Source organism: Enterococcus sp. JM9B (assembly GCF_009933265.1).
GTDB lineage: Bacteria > Bacillota > Bacilli > Lactobacillales > Enterococcaceae > Enterococcus_C > Enterococcus_C songbeiensis.
This window is the reverse complement of the sequence record NZ_MAEK01000034.1, coordinates 171,274-191,573: the sequence shown is the minus strand read 5'-3', so window position 1 is coordinate 191,573 and position 20,300 is coordinate 171,274. Positions and strand designations below refer to the sequence as shown.

General features: G+C 41.4%; 22 protein-coding genes and 1 other annotated feature. Of the genes, 5 read left to right on the top strand and 17 right to left on the bottom strand.

Annotation, left to right across the window (positions count from 1 at the left end; all coding sequences use genetic code 11):
- Positions 1-72 precede the first annotated feature (72 nt).
- From rplT to nox, 5 genes are all read right to left on the bottom strand, one after another.
- The gene (rplT, locus tag BAU16_RS11670; protein WP_137604783.1) at positions 73-432 is read right to left on the bottom strand and encodes a 50S ribosomal protein L20; all 360 of its coding nucleotides are present in this window, start codon (positions 430-432) and stop codon (positions 73-75) included.
- A 66-nt stretch (positions 433-498) separates the two neighbouring features.
- On the bottom strand, positions 499-699 hold the full coding sequence (rpmI, locus tag BAU16_RS11665) for a 50S ribosomal protein L35 (protein WP_048604400.1): 201 nt from the start codon (positions 697-699) through the stop codon (positions 499-501).
- Between the two features lie 109 nt (positions 700-808).
- Positions 809-1,330 carry a translation initiation factor IF-3 gene (gene infC, locus BAU16_RS11660; protein WP_048604401.1) on the bottom strand — a complete coding sequence of 174 codons (522 nt, stop codon included), beginning with the start codon at positions 1,328-1,330 and terminating at the stop codon, positions 809-811.
- Positions 1,331-1,384: 54 nt separating this feature from the next.
- Positions 1,385-1,506 (bottom strand) — a sequence feature (ribosomal protein L20 leader region).
- Positions 1,507-1,577: 71 nt separating this feature from the next.
- Positions 1,578-2,099, bottom strand: coding sequence for a GNAT family N-acetyltransferase (locus tag BAU16_RS11655; protein ID WP_137604784.1), 522 nt, complete (start codon positions 2,097-2,099; stop codon positions 1,578-1,580).
- An 88-nt stretch (positions 2,100-2,187) separates the two neighbouring features.
- A complete protein-coding gene (gene nox / locus BAU16_RS11650) occupies positions 2,188-3,519 on the bottom strand; it encodes a H2O-forming NADH oxidase (protein WP_048604403.1) in 1,332 nt (443 codons plus the stop codon).
- Positions 3,520-3,786: 267 nt separating this feature from the next.
- Between nox and BAU16_RS11645 the strand changes: the two genes are divergently transcribed.
- Entirely contained in the window at positions 3,787-4,416 is a 630-nt protein-coding gene (locus BAU16_RS11645) for a pentapeptide repeat-containing protein (protein ID WP_237579243.1), read from the top strand.
- On the opposite strand, the gene BAU16_RS11640 is transcribed toward BAU16_RS11645, so the two are convergent.
- Together BAU16_RS11640 and BAU16_RS11635 are read right to left on the bottom strand one after the other, a co-directional pair.
- Positions 4,417-5,322: a magnesium transporter CorA family protein gene (locus BAU16_RS11640; RefSeq protein WP_161527136.1), complete on the bottom strand. Its 906-nt coding sequence runs from the start codon at positions 5,320-5,322 to the stop codon at positions 4,417-4,419.
- 105 nt (positions 5,323-5,427) lie between these two features.
- A complete protein-coding gene (locus tag BAU16_RS11635; RefSeq protein WP_048604406.1) occupies positions 5,428-6,087 on the bottom strand; it encodes a deoxynucleoside kinase in 660 nt (219 codons plus the stop codon).
- A gap of 269 nt (positions 6,088-6,356) precedes the next feature.
- Between BAU16_RS11635 and mvk the strand changes: the two genes are divergently transcribed.
- The 4 genes from mvk to fni are packed head-to-tail and all read left to right on the top strand — an operon-like array spanning position 6,357 to position 10,389.
- Positions 6,357-7,292, top strand: coding sequence for a mevalonate kinase (gene mvk, locus BAU16_RS11630; RefSeq protein ID WP_048604407.1), 936 nt, complete (start codon positions 6,357-6,359; stop codon positions 7,290-7,292).
- Entirely contained in the window at positions 7,285-8,274 is a 990-nt protein-coding gene (gene mvaD / locus BAU16_RS11625) for a diphosphomevalonate decarboxylase (protein WP_137604785.1), read from the top strand. The genes mvk and mvaD overlap by 8 nt, the downstream gene beginning before the upstream one ends.
- Complete coding sequence (locus BAU16_RS11620) at positions 8,271-9,368, top strand: phosphomevalonate kinase (RefSeq protein ID WP_161527135.1); 1,098 nt, start codon at positions 8,271-8,273, stop codon at positions 9,366-9,368. The genes mvaD and BAU16_RS11620 overlap by 4 nt, the downstream gene beginning before the upstream one ends.
- A complete protein-coding gene (fni, locus tag BAU16_RS11615) occupies positions 9,352-10,389 on the top strand; it encodes a type 2 isopentenyl-diphosphate Delta-isomerase (protein WP_161527134.1) in 1,038 nt (345 codons plus the stop codon). The genes BAU16_RS11620 and fni overlap by 17 nt, the downstream gene beginning before the upstream one ends.
- A gap of 52 nt (positions 10,390-10,441) precedes the next feature.
- Here the strand turns inward: fni and BAU16_RS11610 are convergent, their stop codons facing one another.
- The 10 genes from BAU16_RS11610 to tgt form a co-directional block, all read right to left on the bottom strand.
- Positions 10,442-11,245 (bottom strand): gluconate 5-dehydrogenase, encoded by an 804-nt coding sequence (locus BAU16_RS11610; RefSeq protein WP_048604411.1) that lies wholly within the window; start codon positions 11,243-11,245, stop codon positions 10,442-10,444.
- A 32-nt stretch (positions 11,246-11,277) separates the two neighbouring features.
- A complete protein-coding gene (gene kduI / locus BAU16_RS11605; protein ID WP_048604412.1) occupies positions 11,278-12,120 on the bottom strand; it encodes a 5-dehydro-4-deoxy-D-glucuronate isomerase in 843 nt (280 codons plus the stop codon).
- Between the two features lie 10 nt (positions 12,121-12,130).
- Positions 12,131-13,138 carry a sugar kinase gene (locus BAU16_RS11600; RefSeq protein WP_161527133.1) on the bottom strand — a complete coding sequence of 336 codons (1,008 nt, stop codon included), beginning with the start codon at positions 13,136-13,138 and terminating at the stop codon, positions 12,131-12,133.
- Positions 13,139-13,786 (bottom strand): bifunctional 4-hydroxy-2-oxoglutarate aldolase/2-dehydro-3-deoxy-phosphogluconate aldolase, encoded by a 648-nt coding sequence (locus BAU16_RS11595; protein WP_137604789.1) that lies wholly within the window; start codon positions 13,784-13,786, stop codon positions 13,139-13,141.
- Between the two features lie 101 nt (positions 13,787-13,887).
- Entirely contained in the window at positions 13,888-14,655 is a 768-nt protein-coding gene (locus tag BAU16_RS11590) for an IclR family transcriptional regulator (protein WP_137604790.1), read from the bottom strand.
- A gap of 110 nt (positions 14,656-14,765) precedes the next feature.
- Positions 14,766-15,242: a hypothetical protein gene (locus tag BAU16_RS11585; RefSeq protein WP_048604416.1), complete on the bottom strand. Its 477-nt coding sequence runs from the start codon at positions 15,240-15,242 to the stop codon at positions 14,766-14,768.
- Between the two features lie 146 nt (positions 15,243-15,388).
- Positions 15,389-17,983: a bifunctional acetaldehyde-CoA/alcohol dehydrogenase gene (gene adhE / locus BAU16_RS11580; RefSeq protein ID WP_161527132.1), complete on the bottom strand. Its 2,595-nt coding sequence runs from the start codon at positions 17,981-17,983 to the stop codon at positions 15,389-15,391.
- Between the two features lie 207 nt (positions 17,984-18,190).
- Positions 18,191-18,457: a post-transcriptional regulator gene (locus BAU16_RS11575; protein ID WP_048604418.1), complete on the bottom strand. Its 267-nt coding sequence runs from the start codon at positions 18,455-18,457 to the stop codon at positions 18,191-18,193.
- A 37-nt stretch (positions 18,458-18,494) separates the two neighbouring features.
- Complete coding sequence (gene yajC, locus BAU16_RS11570; RefSeq protein WP_048604419.1) at positions 18,495-18,860, bottom strand: preprotein translocase subunit YajC; 366 nt, start codon at positions 18,858-18,860, stop codon at positions 18,495-18,497.
- 82 nt (positions 18,861-18,942) lie between these two features.
- A complete protein-coding gene (gene tgt, locus BAU16_RS11565; protein ID WP_048604420.1) occupies positions 18,943-20,085 on the bottom strand; it encodes a tRNA guanosine(34) transglycosylase Tgt in 1,143 nt (380 codons plus the stop codon).
- Positions 20,086-20,300: the final 215 nt, after the last annotated feature.

Here is a 20,300-nt window from a genome sequence, read left to right as displayed (position 1 = left end):
AAAAAAGAGAACACCGGAATGCTCTCTTTTCCAGATTTAATTCAAAACAACACTATTTGACAAAGAGCCTAATTATTTAGCTAATGCATCTTTCGCTTGGTCAGCCAATGCAGTAAATGCTGCTGCATCGTTGACAGCTAAGTCAGCCAACATTTTACGGTTGATGTCGATTTCAGCTAATTTCAAGCCGTGCATCAATTTTGAGTAGCTTAAGCCATTCATACGAGCTGCTGCGTTGATACGAGCAATCCACAATTTACGGAAGTCGCGTTTCTTTTGACGACGATCGCGGTATGCGTAGCTATATGATTTCATTACTTGTTCTTTTGATGTTTTAAATAGGGTATGTTTAGAACCGTAGTAACCCTTTGCTAATTTAAGCACTTTTTTACGACGTTTACGAGTTACTGTTCCACCTTTAACACGTGCCATGTTTAATTCCTCCTAATAAATCTTTCTGATTTGAATTTTTCATTTTGCAAAGCAATGGGTACGCAATTATTTCATGCGGGATAATTGTTGACGGATACGTTTGTAATCGCCAGAAGATACCATACTTGCTTTACGCAATTGACGGCGTTGTTTTTTTGTTTTCCCATGAAAACGGTGGCTTGTGAAGGCACGGAATCTCTTTAATCCGCCGTTACCAGTACGTTTGACGCGCTTTGCTAATCCGCGGTGTGTTTTTTGTTTTGGCATAACTAATTTCCTCCTACATTTCATTTCGCATATAGTTCAACTAAAAGACAACAGCTAAACCTACATCCTCAAAATTTTCCATATCTAACGTTTGACTGACTCGCGGTTCTTATTTTTCACCTTTAGGGGCTAAAACTAAGAACATGCTGCGTCCGTCCATTTTCGCTTTTTGCTCAACTGTCGCTACATCGGCAGTTTCCTCAGCTAAACGATCAAGGACTTTCTGACCAATATCTTTATGGGTAATGGCACGACCTTTGAAACGGATCGAAGCTTTCACTTTGTCCCCTTTTTCTAGGAATTTGCGTGCATTACGAAGTTTTGTATTGAAATCATTGATGTCGATTGTTGGACTTAAGCGAACTTCTTTAATGTTGATCACTTTTTGTTTCTTACGAGCTTCACGGTCTTTTTTCTGTTGTTCAAAACGGTACTTCCCGTAATCCATAATCCGAGCAACTGGTGGTTTCGCACCGGGAGCAACCAGCACAACATCCAAATTTGCTTGTTCTGCAATTTGCAATGCTTCTGCCTTTGTTTTTACTCCTAATTGTTCGCCATTTTGATCGATCAAACGCAACTCACGCGCACGAATGCCGTCGTTTACCATCATATCCTTTGCTATGGTCATTCACCTCCAAGTTTTATGCGAGAAAGAAAAGCTTGCAGGATTTCACAAGGAAATTTTGCAATAAAAAAACGAGTTCTTTTCAGAACCCGCACGCAGCTCATCTTCAATAGATGAATTACTATTCTGCCCAGTAATTTCCTCACTAAGGCGAGAAGCGGGTGCTTCTGCTTTCATTTCTCAACTTTAACATCATACTATTTTTCTTGTTTCTTGTCAACTCATTTTCATGAAAACAACAAAAATCTTCCTATCCTTCCAAATAAAAATAAATATCCGACTTGCCTTCTTGTTGTGTATGTTGGTAGCTTTTCGTGTTCAAACCACCGATCACAAACCCTTGTTTGAGATAGAAAAGACAAGCCGCCAAATTATTATCCTGTCCGATGGTAAATAAACCGTGATAGCCGTTTTCTTTGGCAAGTTCAAGCCCCTTTGCAATCAATTCTCCTGCGACACCTTGTTTTCGATACGCCTTGTTAACTTTTAAATCCTGCAAGTAGGCATACCCTGCCCAGTGATGTTCAAAAATCGCCAAACCAATGCAGTTTTTCCCATCATAGGCACCGACGGCAAAGCCTTTTTCATTCACTTCTTTATACGTGTAGTTCTCATCCGGAAAAACCATCGTTTCAACGGTATCAAAAAAAACTGTTCGGTATTGCCATTCTTCCTCTATTCGACTAACGATCATGCGACCGAACAGTTCAAAGGTATCATTAGGCAGGCGTAAATCTGCTGCGTGTGTTTCAGTCATCCGTTGGTAATCCATTTGCCACTCTCCTTTTTTTCATTATCTGCTAAGAAGAAAAAAAATACCAGTTTGAAAAATGTAGCCATTTTCCAAACTGGTAGGTTGCTTATTTTGCGGACAAAGCTGCCATCGTAATATAATTATACGGTTGGTTGAAGTGAGGCAGGAAGAAAATATCCAATAGTTTCAGTTTATCGATAGTCACTTGTTCTGAAATGGCTAAGGAGAACATGTGGATCACCATAGAAATATCTTCTGTCGAAGACAACTGCGCACCTACTACTCGGCGGGTTTCTGCCTCATAAACGATTCTGATTTTTACATTTGCATTGTGTTTCATAAATCCAGGGCGTTGCAAATCTTCAAAGTCTGTATATTTGACTGTCAGTCCATTTTTTTCAGCAGCTTCTACGGATAAGCCAGTCGAAACCATGTTAAAGCCGAAAATCGAGATGCCGTTTGAGCCTTGCACGCCTTCAGAAGCAACCTGTGCTCCACCGATATTGTAACCGGCAACTAATCCGGAACGAACGGCATTGGTTGCCAAGGCAATATACGTGGTCTTTTGCAATGCGTTGGAATAGATTGTTGCACAGTCTCCCACTGCGTAGACATCTGGGTCACTTGTTTGTTGGTGACGATCCACAAGATATGCACCATTTGCAAACAATTCCAAATGGTTTTTGCCTAATTCATTATTTGGTAAAAAACCGATGGCGTTAATGACTAAATCAACAGGATATTCTCCCTTATCTGTCACAACGGCTTCCACTTTTTCAGTTCCTTTGTATTCTTTGGCAACTTCACCTAAATGAAGTTCGATACCATGCTCAGCCAAATTTTTGTCCATGTCATCGGTGAACCATTTGTCATAATAGCTAGGCAGAGAACGTTCCGCCATATCAAACAGCAGCACATTTTTGCCACGGCGTTTTGCAGCTTCGGCGATTTCAACTCCGATATAGCCGGCTCCGATAACGGCAACATTTTTTACTTCTTCCGCACCCAATTCCTTATCCACAACTTGACCATCTTGGAATCGCTTCAAGAAATGGATATTTTGTAATTCCCGTCCAGGAACTTTTGGTGAAATAGGAACTGAACCGGTTGCTAACACCAATTTGTCATAGGTTTCTGTAAAGGTTTCACCGTCTTTTGTTTGGCAATGGACTTCTTTCTTGTCAAAATCAATCTCATTGACCACCGTTTCCATATACATTTTAGCGCCTTTTGCTTCAAAATCTTCTCGTTTTGTATAGAAAAGTCCTTCATAAGAATCAATTTGGCGACCAACCCATAAGGCAGTCCCACAGCCAAGATAGCTTAGATTCGTATTGCGGTCGATCATTACGACCTCTTGCTCTTCAAAGTTGTCCAATAAAGTATTCGCTGCGGCGATCCCAGCGTGATTTGCGCCGACAATAACTGTCTTTGTCATAAAAAAAATTCCTCCTCTAGTTGATTGCGGTTTCATTTTATTGCACAATCCGTCACAAAGCCATCTTTTTGCTTGTGAATCCTTCTTGCTCTAAAAATAAAAAACGTTATCTTTCAAACGATTGATATATCAAGCAATAAATTTCTTAAGAATTTCTCTAGAAAATTTTTTCACATGTCAGTTTTTAAGACTTTTCTTTAAAAAAGTGACATTTTTTGCAAGATTTGCTATTATTTACACCAATAAACCTTCCAGGAGGAAAAAATATTGAAAAAGAAAACACCAATCAAGCCCCAACTCACCGAACCGGTTACATCCGACTTTTATTTAGAGGATGAAATGATGTTTGAAGGCTTGTCCGCCAGCAATCTGGACTACAGCTATCTAACTTGTAATAACTTGATTTTGCGGGACACAAAACTCGAACGGATCACTATGCAAAAGACCCGTTTGGAACGTTTTGAATGTAGTAATGTTCTTTTTAAAAATTGTGATTTTTCTAATTTGGAATGGCTTGCCGGCAGTTTCCATCAAGTATGGTTCGACCAATGCAAACTAATCGGCACGAATTTTGCCGAAAGTTTTCTGCGGGACTGTACCTTCAGCAATTGCGTAGCCACCTTCGCTTCTTTCAGCAATACCAATTTAAAAACGGTTGATTTTAGCGACTGTCAATTGGTAGACAGTGAATTTTATGAAATCAACTGGAAACAACTGACTCTGACGAAAAATAAATTGACCGGCAGCAATTGGTTTCGCACGCCCCTTAACGGTCTGGACTTTACTACTAATACTTTCGACAAGATTGCCTTATCTCAGGAACACATGACAGGTCTAATCGTCAATCAAGAACAAGCCCTTACGATTGCTGCCGGTCTCGGATTGGTGATTGTCTAATCAGCGAATCCGCCGCCAAAAACCGATAAACATCCAAATAGCTAGAAACAAGCTGATTAAAACGACGATTCCCCAGCCAAATGCTGATTTTGAAAACGGCAGCGGCATATTCATACCGAAAAAGCCGGTAACAATTGTCGGCACCGTCAGCATCAGTGACCACAAAGTCAAAAATTTCATCGTGTCATTCAGATTATTGTTCAATAGATTATTGTATGCCCCGGAAAGCTGCTCCAATACCTGAGAAGCTAATTGTGTCATCTCTACAGCTTGTTGTGCTTCGATTAATGCATCATCTAACTGTTCTTGTTCTGTGGCGTTTAATTGTCGGAAAAAGCTCAAGGCTTTGATTTGTTGCAGTAAGACAGCATTTTGTTTGGTCGCCGTCACTAAATAAACCAAACCGACCTCTAAATCTGAAAGCTCCAATAAATTTTTATTGGTCGTCTTTTCTCGTAATCGTTTATTCAGCCGGACACGTTGCCCATTGACTTCTTCGATCAGCGGAAAGAAGGCATCGGCAATCAAAAACAATGTATGGAACAGAAAGTTAAACTGGCTTTGTTCCGGCATTTTTTGCAAAATTGAAGCCATTAGCGGTTGAATGTAGTCCGTCTGCTCAGAAGCGAAGGAAAAAACGCAATTTTCTTTGATGATGAAGGTCATGGGACTGGCTTCATAGTGATTGTCCTCCTTTTCCTGATGAGGAACATTGAACACCAAAAGAAATGCCGACTCCTCGGAATCATATTCCACTCGGGCCCGTTCATTTTTATCCAAAGAATACCGCAGCATTTCATCGCTGATTTGGTATTGACTTTGTAACTTACGGATCTCTGCTGTGTCTTGTTGGTTGACATGGATCCAGATTGATTTTTCCTGATTAAATCTGCGTGTTTGTTCCACTTTTCTCGCTCCCTTTCTTAAACAGAATAACAAAAAAACCTCCAAAAACGACCAAAATGGCTACTTTGAACCATTTGGCGGTATTTGGAGGAATCCGTTACTTAGTTATCCTGCTGCTTGTAATTGGCGTGTTTCAGCAATCTTTTCATCGATCATTTTCAAAACCATCTCAGCGGCTTGCGGATCTTCAACAAAATTATATTTGTCGCCGTCAATTTGAATTTTCGGACTTTCGTTATAGTCTTCAAACCATTGATCGTAGCGGCGATTTAATTCTTTGTAGTAATCGTATAAGGTTGGGTCGAATTCTAATTGTTCATATTCCCGCCCACGTTTTTGGATACGTGCCAACATCGTTTCGAAGGATACCCGAATGTGCACCAGCAGATCCGGATGTTTTTTATGAGCGGCATAAGGCAATTCTTCCAACATATTTGCCAGCAATTCATCATAGACCCGTACTTCCGTGTCTGTTGCCCGTCCCAAATCAGCATTCAGATGAAACAGCAACGAATCTTCATAAATCGAACGATCCAATACATTGTTTTCATTCGTCAATGCCCGTTTGATCAATTCAAACCGTTTGTTTAAAAAATAAATTTGCAGCAAAAATGCATATTTATTTGGATCTGCATAAAACAAAGGCAAGACTTCATTATCATCTACTGATTCATAAAAAGCTTCACTATTCAAATAATCTGACAACATAGCTGTCAGGCTGGATTTACCTGCTCCGATGGTACCCGCTAAAACTATCACGCTCATAGACCTCCAACTCACTTCATCACTAAATATTGTATTTTTCACTTACTTCAATAAGTACATCACCCAATATATAGTATCAGTATCAAAAAAACAAGTAAAAAATAGGCTAGTTTTTCAAAAAAATTATTAAGAAATACCGTAAAAAATCGTGATTTTTTTATAATCTATTAACGGATGCAAATTTATTTAGTAGAATAGACAGGCAAGAGTCATTTTTTAGTTCAATATTATCTATCAATAATTATTTTTTTAAGAAAAGGGGTCAAGAAATGAAGACACGCGGTACGGGGATCGCCAATGGAAAAATCATTTTAATGGGTGAACATTCCGTTATTTACGGTGAACCGGCAATCGCCTTCCCTTTTAAAGCAGCCTGTATCCAAGCTACGATCACAGAAGACAGGGAAGATACCTTATTTTCTGTCTATTATAATGGGCAGCTGAAAAATGCTCCTTCTGCCTTAAAAAATATCAAACATCTGCTGCAAACATTAAAGCAGAAATATTCTGCACCAAATCTGACATTAACTTTAGAAAGCACGATCCCTGCTGAACGGGGAATGGGTTCCAGCGCTGCAACAGCAGTGGCGATCACTCGTGCTTTTTTCGATTGGCTAAATCTGCCGCTGGATAAATCGACGCTGCTTTATTATGTCAATCAATCAGAAAAAATCGCCCACGGCAACCCCAGCGGTATTGACGGAGCGGCGACCAGCGGCGAAATGCCGATTTATTTTCAAAAGGGCGCACCTTTTCAGGAATTTCTATTAAATATTGATGCGTGCCTTGTTGTTGCCGATACGGGAAAAAAAGGACGTACCCGTGATACCGTTCGTGCAGTTGCTCAAGCCTTTGAACAAAATCGACAGGAAACTGCCCACACCATTCAACAACTGGGAAGTTTAGCAGAAAGAGCCAAAGAGGCCATCAGTAAAAACCAGCCGTTAGTTCTAGGAGAGGTGATGAACTTGGCGCAAACCGCATTACAGGCTTTGCAGGTCAGCGATGGAACATTAGATCACTTGATTGAAACTGCCCGAACCGCCGGCGCATTAGGAGCTAAATTGACCGGTGGCGGTCGTGGAGGGTGCTTGATTGCATTAGCAGCCGATCAAACGCAGGCGCAAAACATTGCGAAAAAATTAAGCGACCAAGGGGCAACTGCGACCTGGGTCCAAGAATTAGGAGTTTATCAACATGTATAAGGGAAGTGCCCGGGCGTATACCAATATTGCGCTGATAAAATATTGGGGCAAAAAAAATGAAGAACTGATTTTACCAATGAACAATAGTCTGTCCTTGACACTGGACGCTTTTTATACTGAAACAACGGTTTGTTTTTCCGAAGAATATTCTGCTGATACTTTTTATTTGGATGGCCTCGAACAAAGTGCCAAAGGAACAAAAAAAGTCAGCGATTTTTTAACATTGGTTAGAAAACAAGCCGGCTCTCCCTTTTTTGCAAAGGTAGAAAGTCATAATTTTGTTCCCACCGCCGCTGGATTGGCTTCTTCTGCCAGCGGATTGGCTGCCCTAGCCGGCGCCTGCAACGAAGCCCTACAGATGAAACTAAACGATAAAGATTTGTCGCGCTTAGCTCGTCGCGGTTCTGGATCGGCATGTCGGAGTATTTTCGGTGGTTTTGTCGAATGGGAAAAAGGAAACTCCGATGAAACTTCCTTCGCTCAACCAATCGAGGCGGCGGGTTGGGAAAAAGAATTAGCCATGGTTTTTGTTTTGATCAATGACCAGCAAAAAGATGTTTCCAGTCGTGACGGTATGAAACGAACGGTCGCTACTTCCAGCTTTTATCCCGGTTGGTTGGCAACTGTTGATGACGATTTGCACCAATTAAAACAAGCGATTCATCAAAAAAATTTCCAACAGCTTGGTGAAGTCATGGAAGCCAATGGATTAAAAATGCACGGGACGACTTTAGCCGCTCAACCACCATTCACCTATTGGTCGCCTCAAAGTTTGACGGCAATGAATGCAGTCAGAGACTTGCGTAAAAAAGGGATTCCCTGCTACTTCACTATGGATGCCGGCCCGAACGTCAAAGTTCTTTGTCAACGCCAACATGTGGCAAAAATTACCGCCGCATTACAAGAAATTTTCAGTGAGCAGCAAGTCATCACTGCTTACGCTGGAACAGGAATCCAAACGATTGAAGGAGCATTCAAATGATCGGAGTCACAGCCCCCGGCAAATTATACATCGCTGGTGAATATGCCGTCGTTGAACCAGGTCATCCCGCCATCATCGCGGCCGTTGATCAATTTATCACGGTGACTATTGAGCCAGCCAAAAAAAACGGTAGTATCCAATCGGCACAATACAGTGAATTGCCGATTCGCTGGACCCGTCGTAATGGTGAATTAACCTTAGATATTCGGGAAAATCCCTTTCATTACATCTTAGCGGCGATTCGTTTAACAGAAAAATATGCCCAAGAAAATGCAGTTGCACTTTCTTTTTATGATTTAAAAGTAACCAGTGAGCTGGACAGCTCCAACGGTCGTAAATACGGACTTGGTTCCAGCGGCGCCGTAACTGTAGCCACCGTCAAAGCGCTAAATAGTTTCTATGAGTTGCATCTCAGTCAAATGGAAATCTTCAAAATCGCCGCCCTTGCCCATTTAGATGTGCAAGGCAATGGCTCCTGCGGAGATATCGCCGCCAGCTGTTACGGTGGTTGGATTGCCTTTTCCACTTTTGACCATTTATGGGTACGGCAACAAAAAAAACAACTGTCCTTAGCAGAATTGCTGCACACCGATTGGCCTTATCTGTCAATCCAATCCTTGCCCGTACCGAAAAAAATGCGCTTATTGATTGGTTGGACCGGCAGCCCGGCTTCTACTTCGGATTTAGTCGACCAAGTTCATGAATCAAAAGAAGAAAAGCAAAAAGCCTATGCCCAATTTTTAGCTGAAAGTAAAGCCTGTGTCACTGCGATGATCCAAGGCTTTAAAACTCAAAATGTAGCCTGCATCAAACAAATGATTCATCAAAACCGACAGTTGCTAAATCAGCTTTCATCAATTACCGGGGTTATCATTGAAACACCTGCGCTGAAAAAGCTTTGTGACTTGGCGGAAACTTACGGCGGTACCGCTAAATCTTCAGGTGCTGGCGGTGGAGACTGCGGCATCGTAATCACCGATCAAAAATCAGGGATTTTACCATTGATGAGTGCTTGGGAAAAGGCTGCGATTACGCCGCTTCCCCTTCACGTTTATCACTACCAAGAAAGGACTTCCGATGAATCGAAAAGATGAACACGTTTCATTAGCCAAGGCGTTTCATAAACCAAGAGAAAATGATTTTGATTCTGTCCGGCTTCTTCATAACGCCCTGCCGGAAAGTTCCCTTGAGGCCGTTGATTTACGAACCAATTTACTGGGCTATGAACTTTCCTCTCCTTTTTATATCAATGCCATGACCGGCGGCAGTGAAAAGACCAAGGAAATCAATCGGAAACTGGCGATTGTCGCTAGAGAGACCGATTTACTGATTGCCACTGGTTCTATCAGTGCGGCCTTAAAAGATTCCGACCTATTGTCCAGCTATACCGTTATGCGGGAAGAATATCCGCAAGGAAAAATTTTAATCAACCTTGGTGCAGGAGTTGCATTGGAAAAAGCCCAGCAAGCCTTGGACCTCTTTCCCGCAGATGGGTTGCAGCTGCATCTTAACGCTCCGCAGGAATTAGTGATGCCTGAAGGAGATCGTGCGTTTTTTTGGCTGAAAAATATTGAAAAGCTGGCGAATCATCTTTCGATTCCTCTATTGGTCAAAGAAGTCGGCTTTGGCATGACCCGAGAAACCATTCAAAAGTTGGTTTCTGTCGGCGTCCAAACCGTTGATGTCAGCGGCACCGGTGGAACAAGTTTCACCCAAATTGAAAATGCCCGGCGGAAAAAACGGGAATTGGCGTATCTGGACAATTGGGGACAATCCACTGTGATCTCCTTGTTGGAAGCCAACGAGATCAATCAACACTTCACCACGGTTGCTTCCGGTGGCATCCGTAATGCGTACGACATCTTCAAAGCCTTGTGTCTGGGCGCCTCTGCGGTAGGTATTTCCGGCGAAATTTTGAACGATTTATTGACCCACGGGGAAGAGCATACGATTGCTTTGATCAAACAGTGGCAAGAAGAAGTACGCCTCTTATGCGCGATGACTGGAAAAACAACGGTTGACCAGCTAAAAACAGTTCCGCTGATTTTTCATGGGGAAGTCAGAGACTGGTGTGAAAGCCGAATGATCGACCAAACCAGCTATGCCTTTCGATAAAAAAAAAAGAAGTCAAAACTCCTCGCGGAATTTTGACTTCTTTTTCATTTTATTAAGGTTGTTTTCCAATATAAGCTAAGATTCCGCCGTCTACATATAAAATATGTCCATTGACAAAATCAGAAGCAGGAGAAGCTAAGAAAACTGCTGGACCAGCTAAATCGGTTGGTGTACCCCAACGTGCTGCTGGTGTCCGTCCAACGATGAATTGATCGAATGGATGACGTTCGCCATTTTCTTGTGTTTCCCGTAGTGGCGCTGTTTGCGGTGTCGCAATATAGCCAGGGCCAATGCCATTACATTGGATATTGTATTGACCATATTCAGACGCAATATTTTTCGTTAACATTTTCAGTCCGCCTTTAGCTGCTGCATAGGCACTGACTGTTTCACGTCCTAATTCACTCATCATAGAACAAATATTGATGATTTTACCGCTTCCTTTTTCGATCATATCAGGAATAACTGCTTTGGCTACGATGAAGGGTGCATTCAAGTCCACGTCGATCACTTGACGGAAATCAGCGGCAGCCATTTCGATCATTGGTGTCCGTTTGATGATTCCGGCATTGTTCACCAAAATATCTACAGAGCCCACATCTTCTTTGATTTGTTTAACCATTGCTTGAACTGCTTCTTCATTGGTTACGTCACAGACATATCCTTTTGCTTCAATGTTTACTTCTTTGTAGTGGGCCAATCCTTCATCCACTGATTTTTGATCCAAGTTGTTAAAAACGATCGTTGCTCCTGCTGCTGCTAATGATTTGGCAATTTCAAAACCAATACCGTAAACCGCACCGGTAACCAGTGCAACTTTTCCGTCTAAACGGAACATATCCATTGTAAAATCCATTCTTTTTCCCTCTTTTCGTTTCATTTGATTGTTTATTTCAATTGATCCATTGCGACCATATCCATATCGGTATACGTGATATTTTCGCCACACATTGCCCAGATAAAGGAATAGTTGCTTGTACCGACACCGGAGTGAATCGACCAGCTTGGTGAAATAACCGCTTGTTCGTTATCCACAACTAAATGTTTGGTTTCGTCTGGTTTGCCCATCATGTGGAAAACACGGGTATCGTCACTTGGGAAATCAAAGTAAACATAGGCTTCCATCCGACGTTCATGGGTGTGACAAGGCATTGTATTCCATGAGCTGCCTGGTTCTAGAATGGTGTACCCCATTTGTAATTGACAGCTTTCACAGATATTTGGATGAATGTATTGATAAATTTTCCGTTCGTTCAAGGTCAAGCCTTCACCGGTTTCCATTGGTTTAATATCATCAATACTGATTTTCACGTTTGGATATTTGTGATGAGCTGGAACTGAACTGATATAGAATTTTGCCGGATTTGCGGCATCTTCTGAGGAGAAAACCACGTGCTGTGTTTCTTTCCCGATATAGTAGCCATCTTGTTTCTTCATGGCTTCTTTGGTGCCGTCGATTTCAATGAAACCAGGTCCGCCAATATTGATGACACCTAATTCACGACGTTCCAAGAAGTAGTCAACACCTAATTCTTTGTCTAATTTGATTTCCAGTGCTTTGTCTGTTGGGGTTACGCCACCAAAGATCATGCGGTCATTGTGGGTATAGGTCAAGCTGATAGCTCCGGGAACAAAAACCTTTTCTACTAAAAATTCTTGACGCAGTTCTTCGGTTGAATAGTGACGAATGTCTACTGGACTGTGGGTATATCTTGTTTCCATATTTTGCATGTTCATTCTCCTATCGAATAATTTTTCCAGAGCCGGCAGCTAAAAAGCTTTCGACTTCCGTTTGACTAAATTGATTGCAGTCGCCATGAATTGTATGTTTCAATGCCGAAGCGGCTGTCGCAAAATTGATGATGCTTTGTGGAGCATCTTTATTCAGCAACCCGTGTAACACGCCGCCAGAAAAGGCATCGCCCCCCCCAACACGGTCAACGATCGGATCGATCCTATGTGCTTGGGATTCATAGTACTGATTTTCCATCCATAATGTGCCGATCAGTTGATTGGCACTGGCAGAATAAACTTCCCGTTTCGTCGAATAAAATACTTGGATGTTCGGGAACATTTCCTGCATTTTTTGGTAATAATAAATCGCTTCGTTCGGTTGCTCTTTTGGCATTTCAGGAATTCCCAGCAAATAGAGCGCATCCATTTTACCTGCAGAACAATAATCCACCAACGGCAATAAGTCCTGCAAGGTTTCGCCGGCTTCTTTTTGTGTCCAAAGTTTTCCCCGATAATTAATATCAAAGCTGATCTTGCAGCCGGCTTTTTTTGCTGCCTGCATCAAGGTCAAGGTCAGCTTGCGCCAATTTGCTGAAAGAGCGGGTGTGATACCGGAGATATGAAAAATATCCACGTGATCAAAAAGTTTTGCCATATCCCATTCAACTTCCTGCATTCCAGCAAAACTTGAACCGGCACGATCATAAATTACTGATGCGGCTCGTTCGCCAATTCCAGATTCCATATAATAGGTACCCAGTCGAGGCCCGCCTTGCAGCAGAAAATTTGTGGCTACACCGTACCGTTGCAAATGTCTTTTGACTGCTTCTCCCAATGAGTTTTCTGGTACTTTACTGGCAAAGGCAACCTCATGCCCGTAGTTTGCCAAGGAAATCGCGACATTGGCTTCGCCTCCGCCATAATGGGCTTCGAAACCTTCGCTTTGTGCTAGCCGTAGACCCTGCTGTGTAGACAAACGCAACATAATTTCGCCTAAGGTTACAACTTTTCCCATCTACTTGCTCCTAATCTCAGCCAATTTTGCTGCATATTGTGCCGCAACTTCCGTCACCTTGTCAAAATCACCTGTTGCTGCCGGAGCCAACAAGTTTCCACCAACACCAACTGTGATGACACCTGCTTTAAACCATTCTTCCATATTGTCTAAACCAACTCCGCCAGTAGGCATGATGTTTAATTGAGGCAATGGGGCTTTAAATGCTGAAATGATTTTAGGCCCATACGCACTGCCTGGGAACAATTTCACGATATCTGCTCCACTCTTCAAGGCTTCTTTCATTTCAGTAATCGTCATACAGCCAGGTAAATAAGGAATTTGATACAAATTACAAATTTCTGCTGTTTCTTTGTCAAATGTTGGGCTGACGATATATTCTGCACCGGCCATAATAGCTAAACGAGCAGTTACTGCATCCAAAACGGTTCCAGCACCAACGACAACATCGGGACGGTCTTGATAGTAAGTGACTAATTCTTTAATTACTTCGTCGGCTTGAGGAACAGTAAACGTTAATTCCAAGCCCTTTAATCCACCAGCAACGATAGCATGACTTGCTTTCAATGCTTCTTCTTTGGTTGCCCCACGAACGACGGCAACAACACCTGTTTGTTCTAGACGGGATAAAATTGAGACACGTTTCATCTTTCACACTCATTTCTTATTTAGAAATTTATTTTTACAAATTGGAAATCTATACCTTCATTATACGTAAACCTTCTAAAAATGCAAACGGTTTTTACAAATTAATTGGCGACTTTTGCGATTTCTTTTTCAATGGCAGTTTTTGTTTCTTTGATTTTCGTAATGATTTTTTCTTCTGTATCTGAATTCAAGCGATATTTCGGCATACTGACGCTGAAAGCACCGATAATTTTTTCTTGATTCATGATGGCAGCCCCGATACAAAAAATATCTTTTTCCATTTCTTCGTCATCGTAGGCGACCTTTGATTCTTTGGTTTTATTCAGTTCACTTGCCAGTTTCAACGAGTTCGTGATGGTGTGTTCCGTGTAAGCTACTAATTCGTGCTGGTTAAGATAGTCTTGATAATCACTCTCAGAAAACTCCGACAGCACAGCTTTTCCCATCGCAGAGCTGTAAAGCGGCCGGGTGATTCCGATTTTTGACGACATACGAATCGTTTGATTTTTTGGCTCCAGTTTGTTGACGTACAAAATCTCGGCATTGTTCAAAATTCCCAAGTGGATTGTTTCATCAATCGATTTTTGTAATTGCTCTAAGTAAGGTAGGGACAATTCAACCAGATCCAACTGATCGATGTTCTTATTGGCATAGCGGATTAATTTCGATCCCAGACGATAGGTTTTATCCTGATTTTTATTGACATATCCGATCAAAACGAGTGTATCTAAAATTTTCAGCGTGGTGGAAGCGGTCATTTCCGTTCCTCGGGAGAGCTGCTGCAGGGATAAATCCGGATGATCTGCTAAATAATCTAAGATATGAGCCGCTCGGATCAAGACTGTTCCGTAAGGTTTAGAATTTTCCATATAAAACACTCCTATTTCTTTATAAGAAAATTATAACAAGCTTTCGTCAAAAAAAATAGTCTTTTTCAAAAAAATAGAAGCCGATTTTCCGGCTTCTATCGTTGGATTGTTTATTTTTTAAATAATTTTTTAAAAAAACTTTCTTTTCTTGGTGCTACTTGTTGTTCAGCCATTGGGTATTCCTGTTGAAAGGCGTGATTGTCCTTCAATAAATAGCCGTTCATCTCAAGTATTCCATCTATGCTGGCTACGATTCGTCTCAAGCCCCCATTTGTTTGTTGAAACCACAGAGGCGGCTGTGGTGTCGTCTGCAGATATTCTGCCAGTAACCCTTTTAGTGTCATCAATAATTCTCGTTGCTGGGACACCACCGTGCCGATTTCTGAAACGGTGATTGGTTCTGCCGTACCCTCTTCGGGAATCAGATCTGTCATCAAGGTTAAACTTTGCGTATAATCAGTCAAATCAAAAATAAACGTTTGTGTTGCTTCGTTTTTTCTATCCATGCTCTGTAATAGCTGGTGCATTTGTCGTTGCGTGTGAGCCAACTGTTGGAGCTGTTTCGTTGCTTCTTCCAATGTTGCCATATATGACACCGCCCTTTTGCTAATCTATTTCTCTTTTGTGTCTTCACTATACCAATTTTTTATCAAAGTACAAGTCGCTTTTTGTACAAAAAAGGCTGTGACAAGATCTCCTTGTAGTGCGAGACTTGTCACAGTTCCTTTACTATTTATTTTGCGTAGGCATCAATGATGATTTGTTTTAGTTCTGAAATCAATGGTTCTTTTGGATTTGCTGTTGTACATTGATCTTCGTAAGCCAATTCAGCCATCCGGTCAACCGTTGCATCCAGCGTTTTCTTCGTTACGCCTTGTGCTTCCAAGTTCATTTCAATACCGATTGATGTTCCCAACTCATAAACAGCATTTGCTAAAGCAGCAACTAATTCAGCAGTGGTATCGCCTTTTAGCCCTAAGAAGCGAGCGATATCTGCATAATCTGTGTCAGCGCGGAAATAGTCATATTTAGGGAACATAGCATGTTTTTGCGGATCTTTCGCATTGTAACGGATAATGTGTGGTAAAAGAATCGCATTGGTCCGTCCATGAGGAATTCCGTATTCTCCGCCGATTTTGTGGGCGATTGAGTGACTGATTCCTAAGAAAGCATTCGCAAAGGCCATTCCAGCCATAGTCGAAGCATTGTGCATTTTTTCCCGAGATTCCATGTCAGGAGTCTTCACAGATTTTTCTAAATAATCAAAGACGATCTTGATTGCTTGTAAACTCAACCCTCGTGTGTAATCAGATGCCATAACCGAAACATAAGATTCGATGGCATGCGTCAATACGTCCATCCCGGTATCTGCGGTAACAGAGGCAGGAACTGACATAACAAATTGCGGGTCAACGATGGCAACATCTGGTGTCAACGCGTAGTCAGCCAATGGGTATTTTACATGCGTTTCGCTATCGGTGATTACGGCAAATGGGGTTACTTCTGAACCTGTACCAGAAGTTGTTGGGATACAAACAAATTGTGTTTTTACTGCTTTGTCAATTTTGTATGTCCGTTTCCGGATATCCAAGAATTTTTGTTTTGCGCCAAAGAATGAAGTATCTGGGTGTTCATAGAACATCCACATGCCTTTTGCTGCATCCATTGCGGACCCGCCACCAAGAGCAATGATCGTATCTGGTTGGAAATCTACCATTGTTTTTGTTCCGGCATATACGGTATTTGTTGATGGGTTTGGTTCAACATCAGAGAATACTTCAATTTTCACGTCATTTTTACGACGAGCAAGTACTTCGCGAACGATATCGCAATAGCCGAATTGAACCATTCCAGGATCGCAGACAATCATTACTCGTTCCACGTTTTCCATTTTTTCCAAGTACAATAAGGAATTTTTTTCAAAATAAATTTTTGACGGTAGTTTGAACCATTGCATATTATTTCTCCGTTTCGCAACTGTTTTTACATTAATTAAGTTTACAGCAGATACGTTTCGAGAAACTGAATTCTTTCCGTAAGAGCCGCAACCTAATGTCAGTGATGGAATCATTTCATTGTAGATGTTTCCGATTCCGCCTTCTGCTGATGGGGTGTTTACTAAGATCCGGCAAGCTTTCATTCGTAAACCGAATTTTAGTTGCAGGTCTTCGTCTTCTGAATGGATCACCGCTGTATGTCCCAATCCGCCAAGATTCAACATTGCTTCGCATAGGTCTAACGCATGTGCCGTTGTGTCAGCTTTCATCATTGCCAATACTGGAGAAAGTTTTTCACGAGATAATGGGTAATCAGCGCCCACGCCTTCAAGTTCAGCAATCAATAATTTTGTCCCTTCCGGAACTTTGATTCCTGCTAATTTTGCGATATCGATAGCAGAATGACCAACGATTGCTGGATTTACTGCGTATTTTCCTTCGTTCATTACAGCATCTTCAAGTTTGCCTAATTCACTTGGTTTAACAAAGTAAACTTGATGCGCTTGAAATTCAGCTTTTACTGCTGCATAGATTTCTTTATCCACGATCACTGCTTGTTCAGAAGCACAAATCATGCCGTTATCAAACGTTTTTGAAACAATCAAATCGTTGACTGCTCGTTTGATTTTCGCTGTTTTTTCAATATAAGCTGGTACATTTCCTGGTCCAACGCCTAACGCTGGCTTTCCAGTTGAATAAGCTGATTTCACCATGCCGGCGCCCCCAGTTGCAAGAACGATGGCTACTCCCGGATGATTCATTAAAGATTGGGTTGCTTCAATCGATGGGTGTTCGATCCATTGGACACAATTTTCTGGTGCACCAGCGGCAATCGCTGCATCACGAACGATCCGTGCTGCTTCAGCAGAACATTTTTGTGCACTTGGATGGAAAGCAAAGATAATCGGATTCCGTGTTTTCAAAGCGATCATTGCTTTAAAAATCGTTGTTGATGTTGGATTGGTTGTTGGTGTCACACCACAGACAACGCCGACTGGTTCTGCGATTTCGATCAGACCTTTTTGTTTATCTTCATTGATTACGCCAACCGTTTTGTCATGTTTGATAGAATTCCAGATATATTCTGAAGCATACATATTTTTGATTGCTTTGTCTTCATAAATGCCGCGACCGGTTTCTTCTACTGCCATTTTTGCAAGAGGCATATGTTTGTCTAAAGCTGCCATTGCCATTTCATGCACAATATGGTCTACTTTTTCTTGATCAAATTCTTCCATTTCCTTCAATGCAATGTTTCCTTTTGCAGCAAGTTCGTCAATCATCGCTTGTACGTCAATTGTTTTAATTTCTTTATCTAATGTTTTAGCCATGGTCTTCCTCCCGGTTTCTGGTTAAAATTATTTGTTAACTATTTCACATACATGATATTACACTATTCCTTTTTGTTTGTAAAGAATTTTTGTGATTTTTTTCACAACTTTTTTATTTCTTAGTTTTTTTCTACTTTTACCAGAAAGAAAACGGCTCAAAAAAAGGCATTGATTCTCAAACCACTGAGGATCAATGCCTTTGTTCTATCAAAATAAATCTGAAAAATCATCCAATGAGGATTGCTGCCGTGTTTGGGCTTGAATTTGCTGATAATCAAAAAAATCATTGGGCGTCGTTGCAAGCAACAACTGCTTTTTCTGAGGGAAGGTAACCGCCTGCTTCTTTTTCCAAAGATAGTTTTGGCAAAAAAGCAGCAATTCTTCTTTTGTTACCGATGAATACCCAGCCGCAGCAAATTCCCGCAATTTCTGTTTGCAGGCTGGATAAAAATAGATTTTTTCTAGTTGGTTCATTTTTTTCTCCAAAAAAAGAAAAATCCCGCAATGGGGATTATTCTTTAGGTTCTTCAGTTGATTCAGCGTCTGTTGGGCCAACTTGCGGTGCATCCGCAGGTTTTTCTGTTTCTGTCGTTTCTGCTGTATCTACAGTTGGTTGACCAGGAGTAATCGTACGGATTGCTTGACGATCAAATTCTAGATAAATTCCTTCACAGTCAAGAGTTACTGTTTTTTCTGCTTCATTGATTTCTGAAATCACACCGTGTAAACCGCCGATCGTTACCGCACGATCACCAGGTTTCATAGCATTCAGCGTATTTTGACGTTCTTGTTGTTGTTTTTTAGATGATCGAGACATCATCCACCACGCACCCAAAAGGACAACAAACATGATAATTGTAAAAAATGGAGAACTCATTCTTTTCACCTCGTTTTAAATTCATTCACAAGAAATACTTTATCAGAATCCTATTGATTTAACTAGCACTTTCCCAAAAATATTAGAAATTTTTGGCATTTTCTTTGTTAAAGCCGTATGCTTCAAAGAAATCTTGGCGAAATTCCAATAAATTGTCATCCATGATTGCTTGGCGAACTTTTTTCATCACATCCAATAAGAAGTATAGATTATGATAAGAGGTTAGGCGCATACCGAATGTTTCATCGCATTTAATCAGATGGCGGACATAAGCCCGAGAATAATTGCGGCAAGTGTAACAATCGCAATTTTCATCAATTGGTCGGAAGTCCCGCGCATATTGGGCATTTTTCACGACTAATCGACCACGAGAAGTCATACAGGTTCCGTTGCGGGCGATTCGTGTCGGCAATACACAGTCAAACATGTCTACTCCGCGAATAACGCCGTCAATCAAGGAATCTGCTGCTCCCACTCCCATCAAATAACGAGGCTTGTTTTCTGGAATCAATGGCGTGGTAAATTCCAGCACCCGATTCATCTCTGCTTTTGGTTCTCCTACTGACAGACCTCCGATGGAATACCCAGGAAAATCAAGACCTACCAATTCTTTGGCACTTTGTCGCCGCAAATCTTCAAAGCCAGCACCTTGAATAATGCCAAATAATCCTTGACGATCAGGATTGGCGTGGGCTTTTAAGCCCCGTTCTGCCCAACGAGAAGTCCGTTCAACGGATTGCTTGACATAGTCATAGCTTTCATCAAATGGCGGACATTCATCAAAGCTCATCATGATATCAGAACCCAATTTATTTTGGATGCCAATTGCTTTTTCTGGGGAAAGAAACATGGGTGAACCGTTCAAATGATTTCTAAAATGAACGCCTTCTTCCACAATATTTCGCATATCGGCCAAAGAGAACACTTGAAAACCGCCGGAATCAGTCAAAATCGGTTGATCCCAATTCATAAATTTATGTAAACCGCCTGCTTCTTCAACAATATCTTCGCCGGGACGCAGCCATAAATGATACGTATTACTTAAAATGACGCCGGCACCCATTTCTTTTAATTCTTCCGGGGACATGGTCTTAACAGTGGCAAGGGTTCCTACGGGCATAAACATCGGTGTTGGAAACGTTCCATGAGGGGTAATCAATTCACCTAAACGGGCACCGGTATGCTTTTCTTTTTTAATTAAACGATAACGAATGGCATCTGACATTCATTTCCCTACTTTCTTCACTAAATTAACGAGCTTTATACATAATAAAGGCTAGTCGCCTTTTTTGCAATCAGTAATCCGAGAGTTTAAACTTGAAAGCGTTTCATTTCCGTGCTATACTTTGTTTGTAAGGAAGGAAGCTTATTTGTTGGAAAGGTACTCTCGAAAAAGTTTTAAGAAGAATAAACAAGTAAAAGATGTTAGACGTACAAAAT